This is a genomic window from Propylenella binzhouense (assembly GCF_009866965.1).
Lineage (GTDB): Bacteria > Pseudomonadota > Alphaproteobacteria > Rhizobiales > Afifellaceae > Propylenella > Propylenella binzhouense.
Map to the genome: position 1 here is coordinate 1 of NZ_SPKJ01000058.1, position 26,389 is coordinate 26,389.

Annotated in this window: 37 protein-coding genes; 15 read left to right on the forward strand and 22 right to left on the reverse strand. The window is 70.1% G+C overall.

Annotation, left to right across the window (positions count from 1 at the left end; translation table 11 throughout):
• Positions 1-13 precede the first annotated feature (13 nt).
• From E4O86_RS15130 to E4O86_RS15145, 4 genes are all read right to left on the reverse strand, one after another.
• Positions 14-910: a GDSL-type esterase/lipase family protein gene (locus E4O86_RS15130; protein WP_161141392.1), complete on the reverse strand. Its 897-nt coding sequence runs from the start codon at positions 908-910 to the stop codon at positions 14-16.
• A gap of 163 nt (positions 911-1,073) precedes the next feature.
• Positions 1,074-1,910 (reverse strand): ABC transporter substrate-binding protein, encoded by an 837-nt coding sequence (locus E4O86_RS15135; protein ID WP_161141393.1) that lies wholly within the window; start codon positions 1,908-1,910, stop codon positions 1,074-1,076.
• Positions 1,911-1,926: 16 nt separating this feature from the next.
• Positions 1,927-2,691 (reverse strand): ATP-binding cassette domain-containing protein, encoded by a 765-nt coding sequence (locus E4O86_RS15140; protein WP_161141394.1) that lies wholly within the window; start codon positions 2,689-2,691, stop codon positions 1,927-1,929.
• A complete protein-coding gene (locus tag E4O86_RS15145; protein WP_161141395.1) occupies positions 2,684-3,391 on the reverse strand; it encodes an ABC transporter permease in 708 nt (235 codons plus the stop codon). The genes E4O86_RS15140 and E4O86_RS15145 overlap by 8 nt, the downstream gene beginning before the upstream one ends.
• Before the next feature lie 192 nt (positions 3,392-3,583).
• Here E4O86_RS15145 and E4O86_RS15150 point away from each other — a divergent pair, with 192 nt between their 5' ends.
• Positions 3,584-4,381 carry a DUF1194 domain-containing protein gene (locus E4O86_RS15150; protein ID WP_161141396.1) on the forward strand — a complete coding sequence of 266 codons (798 nt, stop codon included), beginning with the start codon at positions 3,584-3,586 and terminating at the stop codon, positions 4,379-4,381.
• Positions 4,382-4,396: 15 nt separating this feature from the next.
• Here the strand turns inward: E4O86_RS15150 and E4O86_RS15155 are convergent, their stop codons facing one another.
• A complete protein-coding gene (locus E4O86_RS15155) occupies positions 4,397-5,488 on the reverse strand; it encodes a hypothetical protein (protein WP_161141397.1) in 1,092 nt (363 codons plus the stop codon).
• A gap of 116 nt (positions 5,489-5,604) precedes the next feature.
• Positions 5,605-6,216 carry a DUF1134 domain-containing protein gene (locus E4O86_RS15160; protein ID WP_161141398.1) on the reverse strand — a complete coding sequence of 204 codons (612 nt, stop codon included), beginning with the start codon at positions 6,214-6,216 and terminating at the stop codon, positions 5,605-5,607.
• 201 nt (positions 6,217-6,417) lie between these two features.
• Here E4O86_RS15160 and chpT point away from each other — a divergent pair, with 201 nt between their 5' ends.
• Both chpT and E4O86_RS15170 read left to right on the forward strand, forming a co-directional pair.
• A complete protein-coding gene (gene chpT / locus E4O86_RS15165; RefSeq protein WP_161141399.1) occupies positions 6,418-7,062 on the forward strand; it encodes a histidine phosphotransferase ChpT in 645 nt (214 codons plus the stop codon).
• A 149-nt stretch (positions 7,063-7,211) separates the two neighbouring features.
• The gene (locus E4O86_RS15170) at positions 7,212-7,577 is read left to right on the forward strand and encodes a response regulator (RefSeq protein WP_161141400.1); all 366 of its coding nucleotides are present in this window, start codon (positions 7,212-7,214) and stop codon (positions 7,575-7,577) included.
• A 12-nt stretch (positions 7,578-7,589) separates the two neighbouring features.
• Here the strand turns inward: E4O86_RS15170 and ctrA are convergent, their stop codons facing one another.
• Positions 7,590-8,291, reverse strand: a complete 702-nt coding sequence (gene ctrA / locus E4O86_RS15175) for a response regulator transcription factor CtrA (protein ID WP_161141401.1) — start codon at positions 8,289-8,291, stop codon at positions 7,590-7,592.
• A 403-nt stretch (positions 8,292-8,694) separates the two neighbouring features.
• Between ctrA and E4O86_RS15180 the strand changes: the two genes are divergently transcribed.
• Positions 8,695-9,069: a flagellar export protein FliJ gene (locus E4O86_RS15180; protein WP_161141402.1), complete on the forward strand. Its 375-nt coding sequence runs from the start codon at positions 8,695-8,697 to the stop codon at positions 9,067-9,069.
• Positions 9,070-9,079: 10 nt separating this feature from the next.
• Here E4O86_RS15180 and E4O86_RS15185 read toward each other — a convergent pair whose 3' ends face one another.
• The 5 genes from E4O86_RS15185 to sciP all read right to left on the reverse strand — a co-directional run bounded on the left by E4O86_RS15185 (position 9,080) and on the right by sciP (position 11,795).
• The gene (locus E4O86_RS15185) at positions 9,080-9,832 is read right to left on the reverse strand and encodes a sulfotransferase (RefSeq protein WP_161141403.1); all 753 of its coding nucleotides are present in this window, start codon (positions 9,830-9,832) and stop codon (positions 9,080-9,082) included.
• A complete protein-coding gene (locus tag E4O86_RS15190; RefSeq protein ID WP_161141404.1) occupies positions 9,829-10,119 on the reverse strand; it encodes a GNAT family N-acetyltransferase in 291 nt (96 codons plus the stop codon). The genes E4O86_RS15185 and E4O86_RS15190 overlap by 4 nt, the downstream gene beginning before the upstream one ends.
• A gap of 13 nt (positions 10,120-10,132) precedes the next feature.
• Entirely contained in the window at positions 10,133-10,453 is a 321-nt protein-coding gene (locus E4O86_RS15195; RefSeq protein ID WP_161141405.1) for a GNAT family N-acetyltransferase, read from the reverse strand.
• Positions 10,454-10,458: 5 nt separating this feature from the next.
• Positions 10,459-11,409 carry an aminotransferase class IV gene (locus E4O86_RS15200; RefSeq protein WP_161141406.1) on the reverse strand — a complete coding sequence of 317 codons (951 nt, stop codon included), beginning with the start codon at positions 11,407-11,409 and terminating at the stop codon, positions 10,459-10,461.
• Positions 11,410-11,519: 110 nt separating this feature from the next.
• A complete protein-coding gene (gene sciP / locus E4O86_RS15205) occupies positions 11,520-11,795 on the reverse strand; it encodes a CtrA inhibitor SciP (protein ID WP_161141407.1) in 276 nt (91 codons plus the stop codon).
• Between the two features lie 164 nt (positions 11,796-11,959).
• On the opposite strand from sciP, the gene mnmA reads away from it, so the two are divergent.
• The 3 genes from mnmA (at position 11,960) to E4O86_RS15220 (ending at position 14,022) form a co-directional block, all read left to right on the forward strand.
• Entirely contained in the window at positions 11,960-13,111 is a 1,152-nt protein-coding gene (gene mnmA / locus E4O86_RS15210) for a tRNA 2-thiouridine(34) synthase MnmA (RefSeq protein WP_161141408.1), read from the forward strand.
• 112 nt (positions 13,112-13,223) lie between these two features.
• On the forward strand, positions 13,224-13,592 hold the full coding sequence (locus tag E4O86_RS15215; protein ID WP_161141409.1) for an ElaB/YgaM/YqjD family protein: 369 nt from the start codon (positions 13,224-13,226) through the stop codon (positions 13,590-13,592).
• Between the two features lie 4 nt (positions 13,593-13,596).
• Entirely contained in the window at positions 13,597-14,022 is a 426-nt protein-coding gene (locus E4O86_RS15220; protein WP_161141410.1) for a hypothetical protein, read from the forward strand.
• A gap of 9 nt (positions 14,023-14,031) precedes the next feature.
• Here E4O86_RS15220 and E4O86_RS15225 read toward each other — a convergent pair whose 3' ends face one another.
• Positions 14,032-14,976 (reverse strand): 2-hydroxyacid dehydrogenase, encoded by a 945-nt coding sequence (locus E4O86_RS15225; RefSeq protein ID WP_161141411.1) that lies wholly within the window; start codon positions 14,974-14,976, stop codon positions 14,032-14,034.
• 222 nt (positions 14,977-15,198) lie between these two features.
• On the opposite strand from E4O86_RS15225, the gene E4O86_RS15230 reads away from it, so the two are divergent.
• The gene (locus tag E4O86_RS15230; protein ID WP_161141412.1) at positions 15,199-16,077 is read left to right on the forward strand and encodes an NAD(P)-dependent oxidoreductase; all 879 of its coding nucleotides are present in this window, start codon (positions 15,199-15,201) and stop codon (positions 16,075-16,077) included.
• A 39-nt stretch (positions 16,078-16,116) separates the two neighbouring features.
• Here the strand turns inward: E4O86_RS15230 and E4O86_RS15235 are convergent, their stop codons facing one another.
• Both E4O86_RS15235 and nirK read right to left on the reverse strand, forming a co-directional pair.
• The gene (locus tag E4O86_RS15235) at positions 16,117-16,956 is read right to left on the reverse strand and encodes an SUMF1/EgtB/PvdO family nonheme iron enzyme (protein ID WP_246206429.1); all 840 of its coding nucleotides are present in this window, start codon (positions 16,954-16,956) and stop codon (positions 16,117-16,119) included.
• Positions 16,957-17,015: 59 nt separating this feature from the next.
• The gene (nirK, locus tag E4O86_RS15240) at positions 17,016-18,131 is read right to left on the reverse strand and encodes a copper-containing nitrite reductase (protein ID WP_161141413.1); all 1,116 of its coding nucleotides are present in this window, start codon (positions 18,129-18,131) and stop codon (positions 17,016-17,018) included.
• Between the two features lie 199 nt (positions 18,132-18,330).
• On the opposite strand from nirK, the gene E4O86_RS15245 reads away from it, so the two are divergent.
• The gene (locus E4O86_RS15245; protein WP_246206430.1) at positions 18,331-19,293 is read left to right on the forward strand and encodes a cyclase family protein; all 963 of its coding nucleotides are present in this window, start codon (positions 18,331-18,333) and stop codon (positions 19,291-19,293) included.
• A 27-nt stretch (positions 19,294-19,320) separates the two neighbouring features.
• On the opposite strand, the gene E4O86_RS15250 is transcribed toward E4O86_RS15245, so the two are convergent.
• Complete coding sequence (locus E4O86_RS15250) at positions 19,321-19,938, reverse strand: DNA-3-methyladenine glycosylase (RefSeq protein WP_161141414.1); 618 nt, start codon at positions 19,936-19,938, stop codon at positions 19,321-19,323.
• A gap of 3 nt (positions 19,939-19,941) precedes the next feature.
• Entirely contained in the window at positions 19,942-20,109 is a 168-nt protein-coding gene (locus E4O86_RS15255) for a hypothetical protein (protein ID WP_161141415.1), read from the reverse strand.
• Positions 20,110-20,343: 234 nt separating this feature from the next.
• On the opposite strand from E4O86_RS15255, the gene E4O86_RS15260 reads away from it, so the two are divergent.
• Positions 20,344-20,637, forward strand: a complete 294-nt coding sequence (locus tag E4O86_RS15260) for a hypothetical protein (RefSeq protein ID WP_161141416.1) — start codon at positions 20,344-20,346, stop codon at positions 20,635-20,637.
• A gap of 103 nt (positions 20,638-20,740) precedes the next feature.
• Here E4O86_RS15260 and E4O86_RS15265 read toward each other — a convergent pair whose 3' ends face one another.
• From E4O86_RS15265 to E4O86_RS23240, 4 genes are all read right to left on the reverse strand, one after another.
• Positions 20,741-22,075: an NAD(P)/FAD-dependent oxidoreductase gene (locus E4O86_RS15265; protein ID WP_161141417.1), complete on the reverse strand. Its 1,335-nt coding sequence runs from the start codon at positions 22,073-22,075 to the stop codon at positions 20,741-20,743.
• The gene (locus E4O86_RS23235) at positions 22,072-22,386 is read right to left on the reverse strand and encodes a hypothetical protein (protein ID WP_205520901.1); all 315 of its coding nucleotides are present in this window, start codon (positions 22,384-22,386) and stop codon (positions 22,072-22,074) included. The genes E4O86_RS15265 and E4O86_RS23235 overlap by 4 nt, the downstream gene beginning before the upstream one ends.
• Positions 22,387-22,491: 105 nt before the next feature.
• The gene (locus tag E4O86_RS15270; protein WP_161141418.1) at positions 22,492-22,692 is read right to left on the reverse strand and encodes a hypothetical protein; all 201 of its coding nucleotides are present in this window, start codon (positions 22,690-22,692) and stop codon (positions 22,492-22,494) included.
• Between the two features lie 2 nt (positions 22,693-22,694).
• A complete protein-coding gene (locus tag E4O86_RS23240) occupies positions 22,695-22,880 on the reverse strand; it encodes a hypothetical protein (protein ID WP_205520905.1) in 186 nt (61 codons plus the stop codon).
• Between the two features lie 109 nt (positions 22,881-22,989).
• Between E4O86_RS23240 and E4O86_RS15275 the strand changes: the two genes are divergently transcribed.
• The 5 genes from E4O86_RS15275 (at position 22,990) to E4O86_RS15295 (ending at position 25,880) form a co-directional block, all read left to right on the forward strand.
• Positions 22,990-23,337 carry a DUF6665 family protein gene (locus tag E4O86_RS15275; RefSeq protein WP_343039175.1) on the forward strand — a complete coding sequence of 116 codons (348 nt, stop codon included), beginning with the start codon at positions 22,990-22,992 and terminating at the stop codon, positions 23,335-23,337.
• A 144-nt stretch (positions 23,338-23,481) separates the two neighbouring features.
• Positions 23,482-23,847 (forward strand): BA14K family protein, encoded by a 366-nt coding sequence (locus E4O86_RS15280; RefSeq protein WP_161141419.1) that lies wholly within the window; start codon positions 23,482-23,484, stop codon positions 23,845-23,847.
• Positions 23,848-24,006: 159 nt separating this feature from the next.
• On the forward strand, positions 24,007-24,837 hold the full coding sequence (locus tag E4O86_RS15285; protein ID WP_161141420.1) for an aspartyl/asparaginyl beta-hydroxylase domain-containing protein: 831 nt from the start codon (positions 24,007-24,009) through the stop codon (positions 24,835-24,837).
• Positions 24,838-25,035: 198 nt separating this feature from the next.
• The gene (locus tag E4O86_RS15290; protein WP_161141421.1) at positions 25,036-25,248 is read left to right on the forward strand and encodes a cold-shock protein; all 213 of its coding nucleotides are present in this window, start codon (positions 25,036-25,038) and stop codon (positions 25,246-25,248) included.
• 257 nt (positions 25,249-25,505) lie between these two features.
• Positions 25,506-25,880: a septal ring lytic transglycosylase RlpA family protein gene (locus E4O86_RS15295; protein ID WP_161141422.1), complete on the forward strand. Its 375-nt coding sequence runs from the start codon at positions 25,506-25,508 to the stop codon at positions 25,878-25,880.
• Between the two features lie 243 nt (positions 25,881-26,123).
• Here E4O86_RS15295 and E4O86_RS15300 read toward each other — a convergent pair.
• Positions 26,124-26,389: hypothetical protein (locus E4O86_RS15300; RefSeq protein WP_205520902.1), on the reverse strand; the 266-nt coding region annotated here is incomplete at its 5' end.

The following is a 26,389-nucleotide window of genomic DNA, read 5'->3' on the forward strand; positions in this document are numbered from 1 at the left end:
TCGGCCGCTGTCGTCAGCGGGGCAGTGCGGCGGCCGTGGCGGCGAGCTGCTGCGGCGCGGCCGGCCGCGCGTCGGCGACCTGCGGCGGCGCGGTGAGCGTGCGGATGATGTCCGTCAGGCGGTCCGCCAGGCACTTGTAGCCGAAATCGCTCATATGCATGCCGTCCCGCGACAGCATGGCGTCGAGCGTGGCCGGCGCGCTCGTGCCGATCGCCTTCATGAAGGCATAGCGCGAAAAGAGCGGGACGTGATGGGTGCGCGCGACGTCGGCGACGATCGCGTTGAAGCGCTGGAAGTGCGCCTGATCCTTCGCCTTCTGATAGAACTGCGGGTCGAAGAGCAGGATGTCGGTCTCCGCCGCCTCGGCGGCTTCCAGGCCGTGCTCGACATCGGCGCGGAAGGCCGCCTCGTCGACATTGCGCAGCACGTCGTTGGTCCCGACCTGCCAGACCACCAGCGCGTAGGCGTGGTCCTCCAGGGCGGCATCCATCCGCTCCACGGCGCGGCTGGCGATCTCGCCGCCGATCCCGGCATTCGCCACCGTGATGTCGCCCCGCTGCCAGGCGGCCCGCAGGTTGGCCTGGAGCTGCGCCGGGTACGTGAAGGCGGGTCCGGAGGCGCCGATCCCTTCCGTCGACGACGAGCCGATGGCGAGAATGTCGACCGGACCGCTTTCGTGCAGGTCGGCGGCAAGGTCCGGCAGCGGGACCGGCGCCGGCTGCCCGTCGGCGGACGGAGCGGCATTGGCCGAGAGCGCGCCGGCCGGCAGGGCCGGACAGGCAAGCTGGCCGGCTTCGGCAAAGGCCGGCGCGGCAAGCGCCGCGCCGGCAACAAGAACGGTAAGGGCGGCCCGGCCGGCCGCACCGACAGACGTCCGGCGCGCATACGTCGCCGAGCCAATTCGCGACACTGAAATGCCCCCATGCCCCAAGGGAAATCCCAGGCCCGCATAGCAGAGCCGAAGTGCCCGGCACAGTCCCTATTCCGAGCACTTGCGGAACCCGCCGCCGCGAAAGCTCCCGCGTGCCGATCCTGCAACAGTTCCTTAGCAGGCTCAGGGCGGAGACGCGCGATCAGCTGGCGCTCTTCTGGGCATCCGGGAAGAACTGCTGTTCGCCGTTGATCCTGAACGCGGCGATGGCGTCCTGGCCCTCCTTCGAGAGCAGCCAGTCGATGAAGTCCTGGCCGAGATCCGCCTTTACGTTCGGGCACTTGGCCGGATTGACCAGGATCACGCCGTACTGGTTGAAGAGATCCTTGTCGCCCTCGACCAGGATCTTGTAGCCGGCGCGGTTCTTGTGCGCGCTCCAGGTCGCGCGGTCGGTCAGGACATAGGCGCCCATGCCGACCCCGGTGTTGATCGTCTCGCCCATGCCGGAGCCGGTCTCGCGGTACCAGTCGCCGCTCGCCGCCTTCACGTCGACGCCGGCCGCCTTCCAGAGCGACCGCTCCTTCTGGTGCGTGCCGGATTCGTCACCGCGCGAGGCAAAGGGCGCCTTGGCGGCCGCGATCTTCTTCAGTGCCGCCTCGGCGTCGGTCATGCCCGCGACCCCGGCCGGATCGCTCTCCGGGCCGATGATGACGAAGTCGTTGTGCATGAGGTCGAACCGCTTGACCCCGCCGCCCTCGGCGACGAACTTCTCCTCGGCGGGCTTGGCGTGGACGAGCAGCACGTCGCCGTCGCAATTCGCCGCATTCTTGATCGCCTGGCCGGTGCCGACCGCGACGACGCGCACCTCCGTGCCGGATTTCGCCGTGTATTTCGGCAGGAGCTCGTCGAGCAGGCCGGAATTCTGGGTCGAGGTCGTCGACTGGACCACGATGAACTTGTCGGCCGCGAGGGCGCCGCCCGAGACGAGTGCCAGGCCGAGCGCGGCGGCGCAGGCGAGCGCCGAAAATCTGCCGTTCATGTGCTTGCTCCCTAGGTCATATGTGGATGCGCCCTTCCAGGAAGGCGCGTGCCGCTTCGCTTTGCGGACCGGTGAAGAACTGGCCGGCGCTTGCGCGCTCCACGAGCCGGCCCTGCTGCAGGAACAGGATCTCCTGGGCGAGGCGCCTCGCCTGTCCGGCATCGTGGGTGACGAGCACGATCTTCGTGCCGCGCCCGCGGGCACCCGCGACGAGCGCCTCGATGGCGAGCGTCGATCCGGGATCGAGGCTTGCCGTCGGCTCGTCGAGGAAGAGCACCTCCGGCTCGAGCGCGAGCGCGCGCGCCACCGCGAGCCGCTGCTGCTCGCCGCCGGAGAGCACCCGGGCGGGCGAGCCGGCGAGGCCCTGCAGCCCCGCCGAGGCGAGCGCGGCTTCGGTGCGCCCGGCGATCTCCGCGCGCGGGAAGCCGGCCACCTTCAGCGCGTAGCGGATGTTGGCGGCGGCGGAGCGCCTGAGCAGCACCGGCTTCTGGAAGACGAAGCCGAGCCGGCGGGCGCGCTCGCGCCCGGGCGGGCGCCCCGCCCACAGCACGGTGCCGGCATCGGGCTGCACGAGCCCGGCGAGGACGCGGAGGAGAAGGCTCTTGCCCGAGCCGTTGAACCCCATGAGGGCGGTGATCTCGGAGCCGGACATGCGCAGCTCGGGGATATCGAGGAGGACCCGGCCGGCGCGCTCCACCCGGAGCCCGAGGCCTTCGAGCGGCCGCACCGCCCCTTCGGCCTCGGCGCGCCGGCTGACCGGAAGCGCGGCGGCCTCATGCATAGGCGGTCCTCGCCGCGGTCGCGCGCAGCCCCTGGACCGCCGCGTTGACGAGGATGGTGAGCGACAGCAGGATCATGCCGAGGCCGAGCGCGAGCGCGAGATTGCCCTTCGAGGTCTCGAGCGCGATCGTCGTCGTCATCACGCGGGTGACGTGGTTGATGTTGCCGCCGACGATGATGACGGCGCCGACCTCCGCGATCGCGCGCCCGAAGCCGGCCACCATGGCCGTCAGCAGGCTGTAGCGGGCGTCCCAGAGGAGGGTCGCGACCTCGGTCCGGCGGCTGACGCCGAGCACCTGGAGCTGCTCGCGGTACTCGCCCCTGATGTCCGCCACGGTCTGGCGGGCGAGCGCGGCGATGATCGGCGTGACGAGCACCGCCTGCGCGACGATCATCGCCGTCGGCGTGTAGAGGAGGTTGAGCGGACCGAGCACGCCGGCATGGGAAAGGAGCAGGTAGAGCACCAGGCCGACCACGACCGGCGGCAGGCCCATCATCGCGTTGAGGAGCACGACCAGCAGGCCCGAGCCGGGGAAGCGCAGGACGGCGAGAACCGCGCCGAGGGGGAGGCCGACGAGCCCGGCGGCGAGCACCGCCGTGAGGCTGACCCGCAGCGAAAGCAGGACGATCTCGAGAAGGTCCCGGTCGAACGAGGCGACGAGCCCGAGCGCCTGCCACACGGCTGAGCCGAAATCCTGCACGACACTACCTCCCGCTGCGATCTTATGCGCAAAGGGCGGAAAAATTTCAATCGGCCGGCAGGAGGGTGCAAGAAGTGCCGTGTTCTGCAGCGCACCGGCGCTCCGCGTTCACAGCTGCGTGTGCCGGCGGCTCCGTCGCTTGAGCGCGCGCCCCCCGAAGGGGATCATGCAATCCTGACGAGGAGGTTCCGAATGGCGAAGCACCGGCCGAACCCGTTCCGCTGGCTCATGCCGTTCTTCGTCGCGCTGCTGACGGGCGCGGCGCAGGCCCAGGAGGTCGATCTCGAGCTCGTCCTCGCCGTCGACGTCTCCCGGTCCATGGACATCGACGAGCAGGAGCTGCAGCGCCAGGGCTATGTCGCCGGGTTCCGCCATCCCGACGTCCTGAGGGCGATCGCCGACGGCATGACCGGCAGGATCGGCGTCACCTATGTCGAGTGGGCGGGGCCCGGAAGCCGCTACGTCATCGCGCCCTGGACCGTGATCGACGGGCCGGCGAGCGCCGAAGCCTTCGCGGCCGCGCTCTCCGGCGCGCCGATCCAGCGTCTCCACGGCACGTCGATCTCGGACGGGCTGGCCTTCGCCGCCGAGCGCTTCGCAGACAGCCCGTTCACGAGCCCGCGCCGCGTGATCGACATTTCGGGCGACGGCCCGAACAATATGGGCGGCCCGGTGCTGCCGGCGCGGGATGCCGTGCTGGCGAAGGGGATCGTCATCAACGGCCTGCCGATCATGATCAAGGCCGCCGACAGCCTCTATTCGATCCGGGATCTCGACCGCTATTACGCCGGCTGCGTCATCGGCGGGCCCGGCGCCTTCATCATCCCGGTCCAGTCGATCCAGGAGATCGCGGAGGCGATCCGGCGCAAGCTGGTGCTCGAGATCGCCTCGGCCCGTCCGCGCCTGATGTTCGCGGCCGAGAGCATGAATGCGGAGCCGGCCGACTGCCTGATAGGCGAGCGTCTGCGCCGCATGTGGATCTACCAGTAGCGGCGAGGCGGGCCGCTACTCGCCGGCCGAGCGGCCGGGCGCGCGCTCCAGCGCCCGGATCTCGGCGAGCGCCTCGAGGAAGCGCGCCTCCGCGGTCTTGGTGGCGGCAGCGGCGGCGGCTGGCGCGCCGCCCTTCGCCGTCTCCGTTCCCCCCTTGCGGTCGAACCCGTCGGCCGCCGGCTCAGGCACCTGGTCGGCGCCGTTGCCGCGCCGCGCCGGCGCGGTCCCGCCGCGCTTCTCGACCTTCAGGACCTTCGCGATCCGCTCCGCGGAGGGCACGGCGGAGCCGGGATGCGCGAGCGCATGCCAGCCCGCCTTGCCGAGCAGCGCCTTCGCGCCTCCCGCCATGCGGTGGAGGTCGCGCGCGATCCGCTCGACCTTGCGCGTCTCCTCGTCGTGCCCGGCCTCCTCGGGAAGGACCGGCCTCTCCGCCGCGGCCGGCGGCGGCAACGGAAGCGCCGGCGCGGGAAACGGCACGCTCCGATCGGCGCCGAAGGCGGCCGGCAGCGCGAGCGGCATGCCGCCGGCGAACGGGGCGGGCAGGCCTTCGGCTGCCGCGAGCCTCTCCTCGGCCTGCGCGAGCGCGGCATTGAGGCGGGCGACCTCGCGCTCCCGCCCGAGGACGCGCTCCTCGGCGCCCCTCAGCTCGGCGCGGACGGATTCGAGCCGCTCCCGCTCGGCCGCAAGCAGGTGCTCGGCCTCGCGCCGGCCGACGACCGCCTCGGCGCGCTCGCGCTGGACGCCCTGCAGTTCCTCCTGCAGGCGCGCGAGGTGGTCGTGCAGCTCGCGGATCTCCTCGTCCTGCGCGTCGAGGTCGGCGCGGATGGAGGCGAGTTCCTGCGTCTTCAGGTCTGAATCGAGCCGGTAGGCGGTGGCGTCGTCGAGCAGGCGGTCGATCTCGCGCTCGAGCCGCCGCGCCTCCACAGCATGGCGCGCGCGCAGCTCGTCGCGTTCGGATTCGAACTCGGCGCGCCTGGTCGCGAGCCGGGCCGTGATCCGCGCGGCGGTGAGGCGCCGGGTCCTGCGGACGAAGGCGACGATCAGGACGAGCGACAGCAGTCCGCACACGAGGACGCCGAGGGCGAACATCATGGCGGATTGGATCAACACGCCCTCCGTTAGCGCCACCCCCGACGCGCATATATAAAGCGGCTGTCACATCAGCGAAAGTGAACAGCCGCGGACCGGCCGCTCCCCGACGGCTATGCCGGAATGCCGAAGCGTCAGAAAGGGTTCCAGGTCGCCTGCGGGGTGAACTTCAGATAGCCGATATTGATGCCGAGCCGCGCGCCCACGCCGGTGCGGATCGGAACCAGGTAGATCGGCTGCTCGCCCGAGGTGGTGTTGGCGAGCACCGTCATGCCGAGCCCGCCCACGAGATAGGCGGATCCCGCCACGCCGCCATAGCGGCGGAACAGCGAATCGGCGGTCGGAAGGTCGTAGACGAGCATCATCGTCCGGTTGCCGTCGCCGCCGAGATCCCATCCGACGGAAGGGCCCTGCCAGAAGACGTGCCGCTCGGGGTCCATCTTCGTGTAGAGCGTGCCCTCGCCGTAGCGCAGGCCGCCGAACACGGCGCCGGAGGCTTCCTCGCCGATGATGTAGCCGTTGGGCAGCCCGAACTTGCTGACGGCGCGCTCGACGAGCGCGGCAAGCTCGCCGGAGGCCTGTCCGAAGAGCTTGTGTCCCGCCGACACGATCTCCGCCGCCGTGTAGTTCTCCGACTGCTGCTGGTAGACGGGCGCCCCCGCCGGCTGCGCGCCGGCGGGCAGGGGGGCAATACCGGCGGCGATCAGGCCGAGGAGCAGCCAGCATCCGGGTGCGCGGGTTCGCATGGTCCAGCCTCTTGCGCGTCGCTTAGCGTCCAGGGCATTAGGATATGTCAGGGTTAAGGCACGGTTAAGCGGCCCGAATTCACAGGACCTTCGGCCGCCTCGCTTGGCGGACCGCGTGGTGCGGGTTATGGCTGCCGCACGTCACGGAGCGAATCGGAGCGCATAGGCGCTCTCCGTCCTGCCGCCAAACGCGAGACCCAGATGACGAGCTACGCGATCGACCCCCTCGAGCTTTCCGCCCTGGTGGCGAGCCGTGTGTGCCACGACATCATCAGCCCGGTCGGGGCGATCGTGAACGGGCTCGAGGTGCTCGAGGAGGAGCACGACGAGTCGATGCGCCAGTTCGCGATGGATCTCGTCCAGAAGAGCGCGCGTCAGGCCTCCGCCAAGCTGCAGTTCGCGCGGCTCGCCTTCGGCGCCTCCGGCAGCGCCGGCTCCGAGATCGACATGGTCGAGGCCGGCCGCTGCGCCAGGGCGTTCATGGAGCGGGAGAAGGCGGAGCTCGACTGGGCGGTGGCGGCGCCGCTCCTCAGGAAGGCCGAGGCCAAGCTCCTCCTGAACCTCCTCCTCGTCGCGGTGAACTGCGTCGCCCGCGGCGGCACCGTGAAGGTGACCGCCGAGCGGCAGGATGAGGAGACGATCATGCGCATCACGGCCGACGGCGATCGGGCCCGGGTGCCGGCGGGCGTGCGCGAGGTGCTGACGGCGGGCGCGGTCCCCAACCCGCTCGACGCCCATGCGGTCCAGCCGCTCTACGCGGCGCTGCTCGCGGAAGAGGCCGGCATGGGCATCACTCTCAGCGAGGAAGAGAACAGGGTCGTCATCGGCGCCCGCCCGAAGACCTGAAGGCCGTCCTGATCCGGATGTCTAAATTCGCGCCTTTTCGGCAGCAGGCCCTTAAGGATGCCGGTTGACCGGGAAGTAACGGCGCGGTGCTAGACAGGATGCCGAAGCTGCACTGAGAGATGCGGCAACGGCGTCAGAGGATTGGCACCATGAGACAATGCCTGATCGTGGATGATTCAAACTCGATCCGCAAGGTGGCGCGTCGGATCCTTCAGGATTACGACTTCGAGACGCGGGAAGCGGATTCGGAGAAGTCCGGACTTGCGGCATGCGGGCAGGACATGCCCGACTGCATCGTCGTCGACTGGCGGATGCCCGACGGCGACGGCCTGGAATTCCTGAAGCGGCTGCGGGCCATGCCGGGCGGCGACCGGCCGAAGGTGATGTACTGCACCTCGGAGAACGACCGCATAAAGGTCGCCAAGGCGCTCCGCCTCGGCGCGGACGGCCACATGATGAAGCCGTTCGACCGCGAGAGCCTGGTGCGGGCCTTCAGCGAGGCCGGCCTGATCTGACCATCCCGGGGCTCAGGCGCTCTCGCGCAGCTCGGTCTCGTCCGGCTCCCGCAGAACGTAGCCGCGGCCCCAGACGGTCTCGATGTAGTTCTTGCCCTCGGTGGCGGCCGCGAGCTTCTTCCGGAGCTTGCAGATGAAGACGTCGATGATCTTCAGCTCCGGCTCGTCCATGCCGCCGTAGAGATGGTTGAGGAACATCTCCTTGGTGAGCGTGGTGCCCTTCCGCAGCGAGAGGAGCTCCAGCATCTGGTACTCCTTGCCGGTCAGATGCACCCGGTTGCCGTTCACCTCGACCGTCTTGGTGTCGAGATTGACCCGGAGGTCGCCGGTCTGGATGATGGACTGGGCGTGGCCCTTCGAGCGGCGGACGATGGCGTTGATGCGCGCGACGAGCTCGTCCTTGTGGAACGGCTTGGTCATGTAGTCGTCGGCGCCGAAGCCGAGGCCGCGCACCTTGTCCTCGATGCCGCCGAGGCCGGAAAGGATGAGGATCGGCGTCTTCACCTTGGCGACCCGAAGCGTCTTCAGCACCTCGTAGCCGCTCATGTCGGGCAGGTTGAGATCGAGCAGGATGATGTCGTAGTCGTAGAGCTTTCCGAGGTCCACGCCTTCCTCGCCGAGGTCGGTCATGTAGACATTGAAGTTCTCCGACTTCAGCATCAGCTCGATGCTCTGCGCGGTGGCGCTGTCGTCTTCGACCAGAAGAACCCGCATGCCAATCCCCTTCTTGGCTCGGCCGGTCGGCCTCCGCCGCACCGCCCGAACAGGCAAGCCCACGCGACGCTACACGCGAATGGTTAACTGACTCTCTGCGCCGCCGGCAAGCGCGGTACCGGCGCATGCCACGATAGCGGATTGATCGGTCAGCGAATCCCGCGCTGCGTCTTGAGACGCTCGGTTAAAGGACTCCATCCAACGATTGTGCGGTTTCGCATTTCTCGAAAGCCGCCGCTCTCGGCTACAGTTCGTTAGCAGGCTGCCTTTACCCGGCCTTAAATCCTTTCCGGCATCATTAACCTGACCTGTAAACGAATGGTTACTGCGTCCGGAATCCCGCCCGCGACTGGCACGATTCGTGCTGTCGCACGCCGGTTCGGGCCCTGGGGGAGTGCTGCGTATGAAATCGCGAGATGCCGTCATCCGCCAGAAGCGGTTCCAGGTGGAGGAGAAGCGGAGACAGGCCGGGCAGATCGAGGCCATGGTCGAAGAATTCGGCCGAATGGTGGCGGAGCTCGAGCGCGAGATCGCGGCCGAGCACCGGCGCACCGGCATCGAGGACGAGAAGCACTTCGCCTATTCGACCTTCGCCCGCGCCGCCAAGCAGCGCCGCGCCAACCTCCAGGTCTCCATCAACGACCTTCAGGCGCAGCTCGAGACGGCCCGCGCGGCGCTCGACCTCGCCGAGGCCGAGCTCCGGCAGGAAGAGGAGAAGCTGGAGCGGGAACTCGCCGCCGAGGCGGCCAAGGGACATTCGGCACGGGCGACGGGCTGAAGGCGGGATCTCACCCGATCGCGTAGCCGGAAAGACGCTCGTAGATCGGCATCGCGGCGACCGCCACCGCGCGGAGCGCCGGATCCTCCAGGCGAGGCGGCGGAGCGGTGGGCGCGAAGCCCGTCGACCGGTTGACTGCATCGTACCAGTGCGCCGCCCAGATCCCGTCGCTCGCGCGCGGGCCGGCGGGCCAGGCGAGCATCCGCTCGTCGAAGGCGATTCCGAGCCGCCCGCACAGGCGGGCGAGAACGCCGGCCGGATCGGCGAGAATGCGATCCGCGTCGACGACGGCCGGGGCTTCGCCGAGGAGGTCGGCCGCGCGGTCGAACAGTTCCTCCTGCTGCACGAAGCCGATATCGGCGAGGCCGACCGTCTCGCGCTTGGCCGCATAGGATGCAAGCACCCGCTCGGGGCGGCGGATCAGGAAGGCGTGCCGGCAGGCGGACATCCAGGCGCGCCCGATCTCGGGCAGCATGTGGTGCGTCATGTGCTTCTGGTAGAACAAGGCGCGGCCGCCGGGCGGCGGTCCGAGAAGCGTCGCCGCGACCTTCCGCCAGTCGTTCTCCTGGGCGGCGAGGATCTCCGCGCGCATCGGGTGATCGGCGCCGGAGAGGCGCAGGAAGGCGGCGTAGAAGGGCTCGTCCACGACGGCGCAGTCGGGCCGGTTTCCGAATGCCCGCATCATCGCGGTGGAGAGGTTGCGGGGGCCGGACCACATCGCGATCCGGACGGGGGAGGGGCGCTCCGCCCCGGCCGCCTTCATTGCGCGCGCAGGTCCTGGTAGTCGGGGCGCTGCGCGAAGATGGCGGCTGCGAACGGGCAATCCGGCCGGATCCGGACGCCTTCCCGGCGGGCGTCCTCGACGGCGCGCGCGACGAGCCGCGTGCCGATGCCGCGGCCTCTCAGGCTGCGCGGAACGCCCGTATGCTCGATCACGCGGATGCCGTCGCCGGCGGACCGGAAGGTGAGCTCCGCCGTGCCGCCCTCGAGGGCGAGCGAATAGCGGCCGCGCTCCCGGTCCCCCTCGCGCGCGATCTCCGCTTCCGCCATCGTCCCGTCCCGGTCAGCGCGCCGCTTTCGGACGGAGGTCCGCCCAGTCCGCGCGCGCCTCGAACACCCGCCGCGCGAACGAGCAATAGGGCACGACCTTCTGGCCGTTCCGCCGCGCCGCCTCGACGGCGTGCTCCACGAGCCGTTCACCGAGGCGCCGGCCGCGATGGCTCGGCGGCACCTCCACATAGGTGATCGCGAAGATGTCCGGGCGCTCGTCGCGGAAGAGGAGCTGCGCCTCCTCGCCGCCGCCGAGCGGCATCACGTAGCGGCCCGAGGACCCGGCCCGCTCGATCTCGATCGGGCGTTCGCCCGAGGCTGTCTCGATGGTCATCTGCTTCACTCCCGTGTTGCGGCGGCGGGGATCGCGGTCAGGGAATTCCGGACAAGCCGGCGATAGGCGGCCGCGAGCGCGTGCGTGACCGGCCCGGCGCCTTCGCGGCCCTCGTCCCAGCCGATCGTCCTGCCGTCGACCGAGCGGACATGGACGAGGCCTGCGAACGTACCGGTGACGAAGGCTTCATCCGCTCCGTAAACGTCCGTGTTCGAGAAGCGTTTCTCGAAGGTTGGGATGCCTGCCTCGCGCGCCGCGCGAAGAACGTTGCCGCGCGTGATGCCGCCGAGGCAATAATCCGGCGGGGAGGTCCACAATTCGCCCCGGCGGACGATGAAGAAATGGGTGGAATTGCACGTGGCGACGAAGCCGGCGGGATCGAGCATCAGCGCCTCGTCCGCGCCGGCCTTGGCGGCCTGGATGCAGGCGAGGATGCAGTTGAGCTTGGAATGCGAGTTGAGCTTCTGGTCCTGCTCGGCGGGGCCGGTGCGCCGGATATGGGCCGTGAAGAGGGTGATGCCCCGCGCCACGACCTCCGGCCGCGGCAGCTTGAACTCGGGGATGATGACGATCGTGGCGGGGCCGATCGTGACGCGCGGATCCTGGTAGGGCGTCCGCTTCACGCCCCGCGTGACCATCAGGCGCACGTGAACGCCGTCTTCCATCCCGTTGGCGCGCAAGCATTCGAACAGGCGCTCGGCAAGCTCCGCCCGGGTCAGGCCGACGGCCATGTCGATCGCCTTCGCGCCCTCGAACAGGCGGTCGAGATGGGCGTCCAGGAAGGCGATGCCGCCTTCCGTCACGCGCAGGCCCTCCCAGATGCCGTCGCCGAGCACGAAGCCGGCGTCGAAGACGGACACCGTCGCGCGCTCCCGCGGGACGAGCTCCCCGTTCACGGAGATCAGGATCGACGCGTTCCGCGGATCGTCCTCGTATTCATGTGTGCCGGTGCTCAAGCGCGCCCCCTGTGCCGAAATGGGGCTTACGCGCGTCGGAGCGAAGTGGGAAGGTGTCTGACGGTCGTGGCCGCAGGTGCGGCAGCAGGACGGGGGCTGCGGTCTGCCGCTCAGCCCCTATATTTCTGGATCTTGGTGGTCCGCAGCCCGGCTAGGCCGTGCTGGTCGATGGACATCTGCCAGGACAGGAACTCTTCGACGGTGAGGGTGTATCGGTCGCAGGCCTCCTCCAAGCTCAGCAGCCCGCCGCGCACGGCGGCGACCACTTCAGCTTTGCGCCGGATCACCCAGCGCTTGGTATTCGCAGCGGGCAGGTCCGCGATGGTCAAAGGACTCCCATCGGGACCGATCACGTACTTCACCCGCGGACGGATATGGTCGGCCATTGAGGACTCATACGCAAACACTTCGACGGTCCACTTCTATGCCGCGCCGCCTTAAGATTCACCTAAGTGCACGGCGTTGAATTGCTTAACAATTTGAACGAGGCCCGGCCTTGCCGTTCCACCGTGTTCGGCTATAGTCCGGGCGCCCAAGGCAGGCGTTTACCATGGACTTAGATCTCGGCATTTCCGGCGAGCGCAGCGCGACCCGTATCGTCGTCGCGATGTCGGGCGGCGTCGATTCCTCGGTGGTGGCGGGGCTGGTGAAGGCGGCCGGCTACGACGTCGTCGGCATCACCCTCCAGCTCTACGACCACGGGGCGGCGGTGCACCGCGCCGGGGCCTGCTGCGCGGGCCAGGACATCCAGGACGCGCGCGCCGTCGCCGCCCGCCTCGGCATTCCCCATTACGTGCTCGATTACGAGGCGCGGTTCCGGCAGGCGGTGATCGAGCCCTTCGCCGAGAGCTACGCCCGCGGCGAGACGCCGATCCCGTGCGTTTCCTGCAATCAGACCGTCAAGTTCTCGGACCTTCTTGAGACGGCACATCAACTCGGCGCGGCAGCACTGGCGACCGGCCACTACGTCCGCTCGGCCGTGCTGGGCGGGCGGCGGGCGCTGTTCCGGCCGGTCGATCTCGACCGCGACCAGAGCTACTTCCTGTTCGCCACGACGCCGGCGCAGCTCGACTTCCTGCGCTTTCCGCTCGGCGACCTGACGAAGGACGAGACGCGGGCGATCGCGCGCGATCTCGGGCTTCCCGTCGCCGACAAGCACGACAGCCAGGACATCTGCTTCGTGCCGCGCGGGCGCTACACGGACGTGATCGAGAAGCTGAAGCCGGGCGCGGCGGAGCCGGGCGACATCGTCCATGTCGACGGGCGGGTGCTCGGCCGGCATACCGGCGTCATCAACTACACGGTCGGCCAGCGGCGCGGGATCGGCATCGCCGCCGGCGCCCCGCTCTTCGTGGTCAGGCTCGACGCGGAGAACGCCCGCGTCGTCGTCGGCCCGCGCGAGGCGCTCGCCGCGCGCACGCTCGCGCTGCGGAACTTCAACTGGATCGGCGAGGGGGCGCTCGCGAGCGCGGCGGCGGAGGGCCTGCCGGTCCATGTGCGGGTCCGTTCGACCCGCCCGCCGGCCCCGGCCGTCCTGACGGTCGAGGACGGCGAGGTGCGGGTGATCCTCTCCAATGCCGAGATGGGCGTGGCGCCCGGCCAGGCATGCGTGGTCTATGCGGGCGACGGCCCGGACGCCCGCGTCCTGGGCGGCGGCACCATCGCCGCGCACCGCGCCGCGCCGGGACGTGACGCGGCCTGAGCCGCGCCGGTTGCGGAAGCCCGGCCCGGCGCCTATCGTGAGCCGGGGAACGAAGCGGCTTCGGACACGTTCTGCCCGAAGGGAAACTCACCGAAGCCAGGGAGCAGCCGACATGGCCAGCGAAGCGACGTCCGGACGGTCCGGCACGACACGCTCGAGCGGGGCGGACGCCACGGATGGCGCGACGGCGGAGGACGTCAAGTCGCTGTCCGCGCAGATCGATCTCCTGAAGACTGACATTTCCGCTTTGGCGGCCACGCTTTCCGATCTCGCAAGGGCGAGCGCGCGCGAGGGCCGCGAGAAGGTGGAGCGCACGGCAGACGATTATTACCGGGAGGGACGGCGCCAGGCCGATGCGGTCCTCGCCGAGGCGCGCGCGGTGGGCGAGGAGTTCGAGGACCAGATCAGCCGGAATCCCCTGACGGCGGTTCTCGTGGCGCTCGGGCTCGGCTTCCTGATCGGCATGATCTCCAGCCGCTGACCTGATGCTGCGGTTCGCCACGACGGCCGGCCTGGCGCTGGCGGCCGCCAACATCCGCAGCCGCATGCGGGCGCTCGCGATCAGGCTCGTCCTGTTCGCGCTTGCCGGGCTGTTTTTCGTGGGCGCCGCGGCCTTCGGCCTGGTGGCCGCTTATGTCGCGCTCGTGCCGGTGCTCGGCCCGATCGGGGCGGCCGGGGCGGTCGGCGGATTCCTTCTCCTCGTCGCGCTCGTGCTCTTCCTCTTCGCCCGCCGCGCGCCGCGGGAGGAGATCCGCCGGATCGACGCCTCCGCCAGCGCCGGGATGCAGGATCAGTATGCCGAGCTCGGCCGCCTGCTGAGTTCGGGCGGCATCCTCACCAATCCCGTCGTGCTCGCCGCCGCCACCGCATTGGCGGCCGGCTATCTCGTGGGCCGGCGGCGCGGCAGGTGAGCCCGCCTCTCAGACGACCCGCCTGACGTCGTGCGGCCGGCCCTCGAAATGGGCCGCGAGGTTGGTCACGACCAGGTCTCCCATCGCGCGCCGGGTCTCCCGGGTCGCGCTCGCCTGGTGGGGCTGCAGCACCACGTTCTCCATCGCGAAGAGCGCCTCGGGCACGTCCGGCTCGCGCGCGAAGACGTCGAGCCCGGCGCCGCCGAGCCGCCCCTCCTGGAGCGCGGCGACGAGCGCCGCCTCGTCCACCACGGAGCCGCGCGCGACGTTGACGAGGATGCCCTCGGGTCCGAGCGCGTCCATAACGGCCCTGTCGATCAGGTTCTGCGTGGCGGCTCCGCCGGGCGTGATCACCACGAGGAGGGCGCTGTCGCGGGCCATCTCGACGAGGTCCGGATAGTGCCTGAAGGGCTGGTCCGGCTGGGGATTGCGCGTGTGGTAGACGATCTCGCAGCCGAACACGCCGAGCTTGCGTGCGATCGCCTTGCCGATGCGGCCGAAGCCGACAATGCCGACGCGGCGACCGGCGAGGCCGCGGGCGAGCGGCGGGTCGCCCTCGCGCTTCCACCGGCCGGCGCGGACATAGCGGTCGTTGGCGACGATGTTGCGCGTCGTCGCAAGCACCAGCGCGACGGCCATGTTCGCGACGTCGTCGTTGAGCACGTCCGGCGTGTTGGCGACGACGATGCCGCGCCTGCGGGCATCCTCCACGTTGAGCGAGTCGACGCCGACCCCGAAGGACGCGATGATCTCGACCTTCGGGCAGGCCTCCATCAGGGCGACGGGGCAGCCGTCGAACGTGCTCGTCGCGATCGCGCGGATCCTCGGGCCGATCTCGCGCAGAAGCGCCTGCCGGTCCGGCGCGCCGACGAGGTCGTGGGTGGCGTAGGCGGCGTCGAGCGCCGCCCGTACATGCGGCATCAGCGAGCCGGCAATCAGGACATCGGGCTTCATCGTTCCTCCGGCCGCCGAACTTAGCGGCGTCCGCGCGGGCTCCGCAAGGATGCCGGCTCACTTCTTCCGGCCGGGGCGGTCGCCGGCGGCGCAACCGCGGGACGACGCAATCCCCTCGCGACCCGGCGGGGAGGCGCCGCGACGGACTTGCATGCCCGCCACGGCTCTCCCATAGCGGGCAGGGCCGCGGTCCTGGCGCGGCGGGACGAAGGGAGGGGAGACATGGCGCAGATCGGCTTTCTGGGTACGGGCATCATGGGGTTCCAGATGGCGCGGCGGCTCTGCGAGGCCGGCCACCGCGTCAGCGCGTGGAACCGGACGCGCGACAAGGCCGAGCGGCTGCTGCCCTTCGGCGGCACCGTGGCCGACGAGCCGCGGGCGGCGGCAGACGGCGCCGAGATCGTGATCGGCATGCTCGCCGACGGCCCCACCAGCGAGGCCGTGTTCTTCGGCCAAGGCGTGGTCGCGGCCATGGGGCAGGGCGCTCTCCTCGTCGACATGGCCTCCATCCCGGTCGAGACGGCGCAGGAGCACGCCCGGCGCTGCAGGGCGGCCGGCATCGGCTATCTGGACGCGCCGGTCTCGGGAGGCGAGAAGGGGGCGACGGACGGCACGCTCGCGATCATGGCGGGCGGCGAGAGCGGGGATTTCGAGCGCGCGAAGCCGGTGCTCGCCGTGCTCGGCCGGCCGGCTCTCGTCGGCCCCGCCGGAAGCGGCGACCTCGCCAAGCTCTGCAACCAGATGATCGTCGGCAACACGATCGCGACGGTCGCCGAGGCGCTGCTGCTGGCGGAACGCGGCGGTGCCGATCCCGCGGCGGTGCGCGAGGCGCTGATGGGCGGCTTCGCCGATTCCGCGATCCTGCGGAACCACGGCCTGCGCATGATCGAGCGGAACTTCAGGCCCGGCGGTCTCTCGCGCTACCAGCTGAAGGACATGCGCACCGCCTCCGCCCATGCCCGGTCCAAGGGGCTCGAGCTGCCGGTCACCGAATGCGTCTCGGGTCTCTTCGCCCAGGTGGTCGAGCATGGCGACGCGGAGCTGGACCATTCCGCGCTCATGCGCGAACTGCGGCGGCGCAACGGCCTGCCGGTCGAGTAGGAGCCGGCCGGGGACCGGTGGCCCGGGCCGGCCCGGCGCTCAGAAGCCGAGGAAGTTCCGCAGCCCGTCCAGTCCGGAGCGCTCCTCGCGCACGAGCCTTATGCCGAGATTGGCGGGCGGCAGGCCGACGGAGCAGGCGCCCGCCTTCGGATCGCGGATGAAGGTCGGAAGGTATGCGCGATGGCGGCCCTCGGCGACGCGGATGCCGCAATTCTCGTGCTCGCTCGCCGCGCCGGTCAGGCTGTCGGTCCGATGGCGCACGAAGCAGGTGCTCGTCCACTCCCACACGTTCCCGGCCATGTCGAGCAGGCCGCGCTCGTTGGCGCCGAATGCGCCGGCGGGACGGGGCGTGGGGTCGACCGCCTCTTCGCCGGCCGCTTCCGCATCGTAGAGGGCGAGCCAGCGCTTCGAGGGGTTCTTCGGGTCGCTCACCTCGGTATAGGCGTCGTCGCGGAAGCGCGTCCCGGCGGCGATCGCCCATTCGCGGTCTGTCGGGAGCCGGTAGAGCGCGCCGGTCGTCCCGGAAAGCCATGCGGCATAGCGCATGGCGTCCACGAAGCTCGCGCCCACGGCCGGCAGATCGGCATCCCCGCCTCCGTCGAGCGCCCGGCAGCCTCCGCCGGCGACGCAGGAATCGTACTCGCCGCGGGTGACCTGGCGCTTCATGATCTCGAAGGGCGTGTCGGCGCGGATCTCCCGGCGCGGGCCGTTGACCGGCGCTCCGTCGCGGAGGAAGTCGCCCGGCTCGCGATAGGCGACCGAGGCATGCGCGATCCGCACCGTCTCCGGTCCGTCCGGCGGCGGGGCGAAGCCCTGGATGAAGGAAACGAGCGCGGCGGAGGCGAACCCGGCCGCAATGAACCTGACGGGCATTCGCATCGGAAAGCTCCATCGGAAGGGAGTGCGGCCCGCCCGGGGCGGACCGCACTACGGGGACGCTACACGGCGATCGGGGCCGGCCCGCTGATCTGCGTCATCAGGTCGTCGTTCCACTCGCCCTCGACCTTGACGTGGGCGGTGGCGCCGAGCTCGGCCGCCTCGATGAGGTTGTGGTTCACGTAGGCGTAGATGCCGGGCTGGCGGAACGTATAGAGCGCCGCGCCCGCGCTGCCGCCCCGCACGAACCAGGTCTCCAGGTCGCGCTCCGGCGGGTTGGCGAACTTGCCCGCCTCCCAGACCCAGTCGCCGTGGCCGCCGATCAGATGCGGGCGGGTGTCGCGGTTCGCCTGGCTGTGGATGAAGAGCACCGTCTCGCCCACCTTCGCAGTCATCGCGTTGTCGCCGGTCAGCGCGCCCTTGGCGCCGTTGAAGACGACATGGGTCGGGATCAGCCTGCGCATCACCTCGATCGTGTCGGCATAGGCGTCGCCCGGGCTCTCGTAGGTCTTGTAGTTGCCGTCCTCGTCCCTCGGAATGTAGAGGTCGAACTCGCCGATCGTGTAGGCCCGGTCGTAGCGGAGCGGCCTGCCTTCGGCGTCCTTCAGGCCGCCGCGCGGCAGCACCATCACCGTGCCGCTCATGCCGCTCACCACGTGCCAGGGGACCATGCCCTCGGGCGCGCAATGATAGACGAAGACGCCGGCGCGGGTCGCCTTGAAGCGGAGGGTCGCCTGCTCGCCCGGATTGATGAAGGTGAGCTTGGCGCCGCCCAGCGCGCCGGTGGCGGCGTGGAAATCGATGTTGTGCGGCATCGTGTTGGTGTCGGGATTGACCAGCGTCAGCTGCAGATAGTCGCCCTCGTGGACGACCATCGTCGGTCCCGGCATGGATCCGTCGAACGTCATCGCCTGGAAGGTCGTCCCTTCGTCGTCGACCACGATCTGCTTCTCGTGGATGGTCATCGTGAACTCGACCACCTTGGGGCCGCCGGTGGCGACCTGCTCGTGCGCCATGACCGCGGGAGGAGCGACCAGCTTCGCCTTCACGTGCGGAAGGCCGTCGGCGCTGGCGGTGCCTGCGGCCGCGGCGGCGAGCTGCTCCTGGGCGAGCGCGGGCGCCGCAGCCGCAACGGCGGCGACGGCTGTGCCGATGAGGGCGGTGCGACGGGTAATCATTGTCTTCGTCCTTGTGTCGGTGTGTCTTCTCTTTCGACGCGAAGATTAAGACACCCATCGGCGCATCCTTTCTTTGCGCTAGTGCAAACATCGATCTGAATTCGGCTCCGGTCGGGCGGAAGTGGCGCGGCAGGGCCTGTTGCGGCTAAGCTTCGGGTGCCGGCCGTTCCGGCGGGGACGGCCGCTGAGGAGGGAATCCATGCGCGCGTCTTCCATGTCTCTTCCGGCCGTTGCGCTCGCCGCCGGGCTTGCGCTGGCGTCGCTTTCTCCGGCTGCCGCGCAGAGCGGCACCGGGCAGTCCTCGTCCCTGTGGACGGCCTACGATCAGATCTTCAAGTCGGCCAGGTACATCGACCTCACGCATCCGTTCGAACCGAAGCAGGCGGTCTGGCCCGGCTTCGGGAACGCGCGGTTCAAGCCCGCCGTCGCAGGCAAGGACATCGAGGGCTACGTGAAGACCGGCGAGGAGTTCACCTACGAGAAGCACGGCTTCGTCGCCACGGCGTACGACCTGCCGACCGATCAGTACGGGACCCAGCTCGATCCGCCGGCGCACTGGGAGCCGATGGGAGCCACGATCTCCGACATCCCCGCGACCTACGCGGTCCGTCCGCTGGTGGTGATCGACATTTCCGGCAAGGTCGCGGAGAAACCCGACTACCACATGCAGGTCGCCGACATCGAAGCCTGGGAGGCGAAGCACGGCACGATCCCGGAGGGCTCGGTGGTGATGGTGCGGTCCGACTGGTCGAAGAAGTGGGACGACATCGAGGCCTTCGGCGCCGCAAAGTTTCCCGGCGTCGCGCTCGACGCGCTCAAGTTCCTCCACAATGAGCGGAAGATCCTGTTCCACGGCCATGAGCCGCTCGACACCGACACGACGCCGACGCTCGAGGGCGAATACTGGCTGATGCACAACCATTTCGCCCAGGCCGAGGGGGTCGCCAATCTCGACCAGGTGCCGGAGGCGGGGGCGCTGATCGTGATCGGCTTCGCCAAGCCGCTCGGCGGGACCGGCGGCTATGCGCGGTACGTGGCCGTCGCGCCGGCGGACTGGCCGCACGGCGTCACGATCGCCGAGATGCCGGGCGCGCCGCTGCCGATGCAGAAGAACCCGCTGAAACGCGGCGAAGACGGCGTGATGCGCCCGACCGCGCCGTGACGGGAGAGCGCGGCCGGCGGCGGCCGGTCAAGGCGGGCCCGGCTTCCGGTTGCCCCGCGCGGGCCCGCTCACGGCGGCATTGCCGAGCTCGAAGAAGCGGAGCGGGCGCTCGGCGGCCTTGGTGATGCCGATCCGCGGCCCGACCGCGATCGGGCCCGCCGGGCGCGTCGCGGCGGCGAGGTGGAGCGGTCCGCCGCTGCAGAGATCGGCGCCGTCCTCGGCGAGCGTGATGCCGAGATGGCGCGCGAGCCGTCCCGGACCGCTCGCGGCCTTCGGGCCGGGGGCGCCGTTCCCGTCCGCCTCCGCGAGCGGCTCGCCGGCGCGCAACAGGACGGCCGTGCCGATCCCCTCCGCCTCGCTCGACACGTTGAGGACCGGCCAGCAGCCATAGGCGATATAGACGTAGGCATGGCCGCGGCGGAGGAACATCGCCGCGTTCCGGCGCGTCTGCCCGCGATAGGCGTGGCTCGCCGGATCGTCCGCGACATAGGCCTCGGTCTCGACGATCCGCACCGCACGGATCCCGGCCGCGGTGGCGCGGACGAGCGTCTTTCCGATCAGGAAGCGGGCGAGCGCGACCGTGTCGGCCGGGAGCGCGCCGCGGGCAAGCGGACGCGGCGCGCCGGCAGGCTCCGTGCGCGACACCGCCTAGGGCTTCGGCTTCCCGTTCCGCGCCGCCCGCTGCAGCGCGGTGACATCGACCTGCCGGCTCTTCTCGGCGAGCGGGTTCGGGGAATGCCCGACGTCCTTGCCGGGCTCGTTCGGCACCGCATCGCGCCCGCCGGCCTTCCGCCGCCGGTCCTCGTCCTCCGCCATGAGATCCTCCGTCGCAGCAGCCGGACGGAAAACGCCGCCGCCGGGCCCGCGTTCCGCCGTCCGGGGAACGTGCAGAGCCTGGAGCGTACGCTTTGGGACGCCCCTTCACGAGCGTTCACGTGTCCGCGCGCAACCTGCAATCTCCTCGGAACCTCCGGACGCGTCCCATGTTGGGTAGGCGATCCGTCTTCGGCACCGCCAAGGCGATCGACACCACGAATCGGGAGATAATCCATGAAGCTCGACACCATCAAGGCGACCGCCCTCCTTGCCGCCCTCGCGATCGGCGCTGCGGCTCCGGCCTATGCGCAGAGCTCGGGCGGCACCGGCGGAGCCGGCGGCAATGCGGGCGCCGGAACGGGCGCGACCTCGAACACGGGCGGCCCGAGCGGCGGCGGCGGCGGGGTCGACAACACCACGGCGAGCCCGACCGGTTCTCCGACCGGCACGGCGGTCGAGCCCCCGGTCTCGGAAGCCAAGAAGTGCCCGGAGGGCCAGACCATGCAGTCGAGCGGCACCTGCATGTGACACGTGCACCAGCGGGCGGACGGGCGGGAGCCCGGTCCCGCCCGCCGTTTCGAAGGGAGCGGCCGCGGCGCCGCTCCTTTTTCGTTCCGGAGGGGCGCCGCGCCTAGGAGCTGGGCCCGGCGTTCCGCGCTTCGGCGGCGTTCGGGTTCGGATCGATGAGCCGGGCGCCCCGCTCGTAGGTCGCGTAGCGCCAGAGCCACTGGAGCGTGACGCTCAGCCGCTTCTCGAAGCCGGAAAGAAGATAGACGTGCACGACGGCCCACAGGATCCAGGCCGTCAGCCCGGTCAGCTGGCGCCGGCCGAAATCGAACACCGCCGCGTTCCGGCCGATGATCGCCGTGTTGCCGCGGTCGCGGAACCTGAACGGCGGCACCGGGACGCCGTCCTCGAATTCGCGCGAGAGCGAGCGGCCGAGATGCGTTCCCTGCTGGCTCGCCACCTGGGCGAGGCCGGGAAGCGGCGTCCCGTCCGCGCTCTTCGCGTGGGCGAGGTCGCCGATGGCGTAGACGCCCTCGACCGAGGGCACGCCGAGATCCGGCGCGACGACGATCCGGCCGGAGCGGTCACGCTCCGCGGGGACCCAGCCGGAGGCGCTCGTCGCCTGCACGCCGGCTCCCCACACGATGGTGCCGGCGGCGATCCGCTCGCCGGCGGCAACGACGATCCCTTCCTCGATCGCCTCGACCGGGCTTCCGGTCCGCACCGTCACGCCGAGCCTCCGGAGCCGCTCCGCGGCATAGGCCGAAAGCCGTTCGGGGAACTGCGGCAGGATGCGCGGCCCGGCCTCGAGCAGGATCACCCGCGCCGAGCGGGGCTCGACATGGCGGAAGTCGCGGGCGAGCGCGAAGCGGCACAGCTCGGCGACGGCACCGGCCATCTCGACGCCGGTCGGGCCGCCGCCCACGATCACGGTCGTCGTGAGCGTCCGCTGGCGCTCGGGGTCGCGGCAGGCTTCGGCGAGCTCGAAGCCTTGCAGAAGGCGTGCGCGGATCCGCCTGGCATCCTCGATGCCCTTCAGCCCGGGCGCGCGGGCGGACCATTCGTCATGGCCGAAATAGGCGTAGCGGGAGCCGGTGGCGAGGACGAGCCGGTCGTAGGCAATCTCCGCTCCGCTCGACAGGCGGACGGTCCGGGCCGGCCAGTCCACGCCCGTGACCTCGTCCATCAGGACTTCGATGTTGGGATATCGGCTGAGGATGCGGCGGACGGGCTGGGCGATGTCGGCCGGGGAGAGCGCCGCGGTGGCGACCTGGTAGAGGAGGGGGACGAAGAGGTGGTAGTTGCGGCGGTCAATGATGGTGACGCGGGCGCGCGCATTGCCGAGCGCCCGTGCGCAGGCGAGGCCTCCGAAGCCGGCGCCGACGATGACGACGCGCGGCGGCGCCGCAGCCGGCGCCCCGCCTTTGTTCTCCGATGCCGCCTGGCCTCCCGGCGTCAAACGGCGCCGGGCGTGAAGGACGGCGGATCGCTCGCCGGGAACGATTCGTCGATCGCCTCGTCCACCTCGTCCCAGCTCCTGCGGTCGTCGCGGGTCTGCGCGCTTCCGGCCGGCCGGACCCGGCCGTAATCGCGATCCATCGGACCGTCGGCGTAGCCGCCGCGGAAGGCGGCGGCCCGCCTTCTCGCCGGGTAGCGGCCGCCATGTCCGCCAGCATATCCGGTGCCTTCGCCCCGTTCGCGCATCGACCGCGCGATGAGGTAGCCCGCCGCTCCGAGCGCGGCGATGTAGATCAAGCGTCGAAGTGCCACATCAACCCCTTCCACTGGCTGGCTGCGGCATTGAGCCGTCGCAGCATTCGAAACGGAAATGCCTGTCGGCCCGCGCCGGTTCCGGCCCGGCAGGCGAAGTGTGCGTCAGGCGCCGGCCTTGCCGCGCGGATCGTGCGCGTGATGCCGGTCCGGCTCGCCGCCGCCGCCCGACGTGCCGCTGTTCTTCCGGCTCTTCCGGTCGACGGGATTCGGGCCGTGCGGATCGGACTGCTCCGGGTGCTCGCGGTTCTGGTGGCTCGATCCGGGGCCGCCGAACCGCTCGGCCGCCTTGTTTCGCTCGGGCATGGTCAACGGTCCTGCTGGTAGCCCTGGTGATGTGTGTTCTGGTGGATGCTGCCCTGGTGCGCCTGCTCCGCCGCGTTTTCCGGCGGGCCCTTGCGCTTTGCCGCATCCGTGGCGGGCCGTTCGGCTCCGCCGGTGCCCTTCCGGGTGCGGCTGTCAGGCGGCACGGGTGGCATGTGACTGTGGCCCATTGTCCTCTCCTTGGCTCTCGCGGTCTGAAACGGCCGCGCGCGGGCGGGTGTTCCGCGCCTTGCCGGCGCAGCCGGAAGCGTCCATCTTGAGGCGCTCGAAGGAGGATCCGTGGTCCTGCGTCCGCCGCGTTCGCTGCATTCCCGCGCCGCCAAGGCCCCGGCGGATGTGCTGGAGTACGAGGTCGCCGCCGAGAAGGCCTCCGCGCTCGGACGGGCAGGGCGGCGGCTGGAGGATGCGCTCGCCGCGCTCGCGGCACATGGCGCCGGGTCCGGAGCGGAGGAGCCGCCCGCAGCGCGCGCCGCGCTCCTCGATGCCGCCGGCGAGGCGCTCTGGCACCTCGTCATCCAGCGGGAGCTGTGCGGACTGCGAAATACCGAAGCAATGATGCGGGACTACAAGGTTCCGGCGGCAGTCCGCGCGCGGATGGGCGTAAGGCGTCCAGTCGAGCCGAGGTAACGCGCCGCCCGCCCGCGCCCGGAACGGCCGGACCGGTTCGCGCATTCATCCGACATTCAGGATGAATGCTGCACTGTCGCATCATTCGACGCATGGCGAGCGTTCTGGCGAGCGCGGGACATGCGTCCTCAGGAGGTCGATCCGATGCGTTTCTTGAAATCGATTGCCGCAGCTTCGGCCGTGGCGATGGGCCTGCTCGGCTTCACGGCCGGCGCAGAGGCCGGGCCGCGCTACTGGGGTCCCTATCGCGGTCCCGTCTACCACAATCACTATGATGGCGGCGATGTCGCGGTCGGCATCATCGGCGGGCTCGCCGTCGGCACCATCCTCGGCAGCGCCCTGGCGGGTCCGCGCTACGTTCCGGCCCCGGTCTACGAGACCGTGCCGGTCTACGGAGCGGCGCCCTATTCGGGCGACTGGTACGCCTATTGCGCGTCGAAATACCGCTCCTTCGACCCGCGGACCGGGACCTATCTCGGCTATGACGGCTACCGGCACGTCTGCCGCTGAACCTGCCTGAGAAGGCGTCCGAGCGGGCCGGCAGAGATGCCGGCCCGTTCCGATTCCGGTGCCTGAGAAATCGCCGGGCACTTGGAAACCCCGACCCGCAGGCTGTATCCATCGGCTCACAAGAACTCCGGCGGCACGCCCGGAGCAGGAGCGATGACGATGACCTTGCAAGCGGAGTCCGACCGGGACCGCAATCAGAACACCGACGCGCAGGTTGCCAGCACGCCGGGGCTCGATCCGTCGATGGACAGGCGGCCGGGCCTTCTCAACCGGGTGGTCATGGGCCTCGTCCATTGGGCCGAAGGGCTGAACCTGCGCTACTCGAAGGTGGGCAACCCGCCCGTCTACGACAATGCGACCTTCCCCTGGGTGGCCGAGGTCGAGCGCGAATGGCACCTCATCCGGCGCGAGCTCGACCAGGTGCTGGTCCGCAAGGACGAACTTCCCGGCTTCCACGAGATCGCCGGCGACGTCGCCTCGATCAGCGCCGACCGGAACTGGAAGACCTATCTCTTCTATGCCTACGGCCACCGGTCGGACGCGGCGATCCGGCAATGCCCCGAGACCTGGCGCATCCTTCAGAAGATCCCGGATCTCCAGAGCGCGCTCTTCTCGATCTTCGAGCCCGGCAAGCACCTGCCGCCGCATCGCGGCCCCTATAACGGCGTGCTGCGTTTCCATCTCGGGCTCCTCGTTCCGGACGAGCCGGACAAGATCGCGATCCGGGTCCGCGACGAGGTCTGCCACTGGCAGGAGGGTCGCGGCCTGGTCTTCGACGACGCCTACGAGCACGAGGCGTGGAACCATTCCGACAAGGTCCGGGTCGTGCTGTTCGTCGATTTCGCCAAGCCGCTCCGGTTCCCGGGCAGCCTGGTCAACTGGCTGGTGCTGAACATGGCGTTCTTCACGCCTTTCATCCGCGAGGGATACAAGGCCCAGAAGAGCTGGGAGCGGCTCTTCTTCGGCGAGGGCCAGCATGCGCGGCAGTAGGGCGCCCGCGCTTCTGGACGCCCGCGGTGATGGCTCCTATATTGCCTCGGTCGACGCGCCATGTGTTGGATGGGCGCGTCCTCGGATTGCGGTTTGGACTGCCCCTGCAACTGCAGGATCGATTGCCTTTCCCGTTCGAGCGAGTGGCGGCGCAGCCGCACGAATGACGATCCGACTTCGAACGAGAAGGGGCTTCCCATGAGCCAGACCGGAACGGTCAAGTTTTTCGACAGCACCCGCGGCTTCGGCTTCATCACGCCGGAAGCGGGCGGCAAGGATGTGTTCGTCCATGTCTCCGCCGTCCAGCGCGCGGGCATTCCGGCGCTTGCCGAGGGGATGCGCGTGAGCTTCGACCTGGAGCAGGACCGGCGCGGCCGCGGCCCGCAGGCGACCAACCTGCAGCTCGCCTGACCCCGTCCTTCCCAAGGCCAGGCCCAGGGCCTGGCCCAAGACCTTGAATGTGGCACGCCGCCGGTCTCGGACCGGCGGCGTGCTTCGTTTGGAGCCCGAAGGCGATCGGACAGGAGGGCAAAATAACGGACTGATCGTGGGAAGGTTCCGTCCGCGCCAGAATTTTTCTTCTCCGGGCCAGATTGTCGTCCCTTTTGCCCTGCACACGCGCCGGGCCCCGCAACAGGGGCCGAGGACCAACAGGGGAAGATGGGCGAATGAAACTGGCAAGAGCCCTTGCCGTGGCGGCCGCTGCCGCTTTGACGTTTGTGAGCATGGAAGCGGCGTCGGCCCAGTGTGGCGGCGCCTCCTGGTATGCGCTTCACAGCAGAACCGCCTCTGGGGAGAGAATGAACCCCGAGGCCATGACAGCCGCACACCGGTCGCTGCCGTTCGGGACGAAGGTGACGGTGGAGGACCTCAAGTCGGGCAGGGCGGTGACGGTGCGCATCAACGACCGCGGCCCGTTCGTCGGCGGCCGGGTCATCGACCTGAGCAGCGCGGCGGCGAAGAAGCTGGGATTCCGCTCGCGCGGCCTCACCCGCGTCCGCCTCACCGTGGACGGCAGGGAGGTCGCGCCGAGGACCTGCTGACGGGATCGGCGCCCCCCGGAATCGCATGTGCGGGGCCGCTGCCACCGGCGGCCTCGCGGAAATCGCTTGCCGTTGCGATTCCTGTGAGGCATAAGCAAGGCAGCGACGGCTTCGAATGCGGAAGCCGGCGAGGTTCGACGAGGCTCCGAGGATCCCGGTTCCCGGCCAATTGATGAAGCCCTCTCCGAAAGACCGCACGTTTGCCCGCGTCGACGCCGCCCTTTGGCTGATTGGCGCCGTCGATTATTTTTCTTCTTCGAGAGGACTGGTTGAGTGATGAACGGACGGAATCGCGGCGGCGACGACGACGAGTTTCTGGATCCGCCGGGCGGCCGTGATCGGGATCGCGGGCCGCGGCGTGGCGGACAGCGTGAGTTTGGCGCCGAGCGCGAGTTCGGCGGTGACGTGAGCAGCGGCTTCGGCGCCGGCGGCGGCGGCGGATTCGGCGACCGCCCGCGCGGCGGCGGCGGTGGCGGCGGCTATCGTGCCGGCGGCGACCGCGAAGGCGG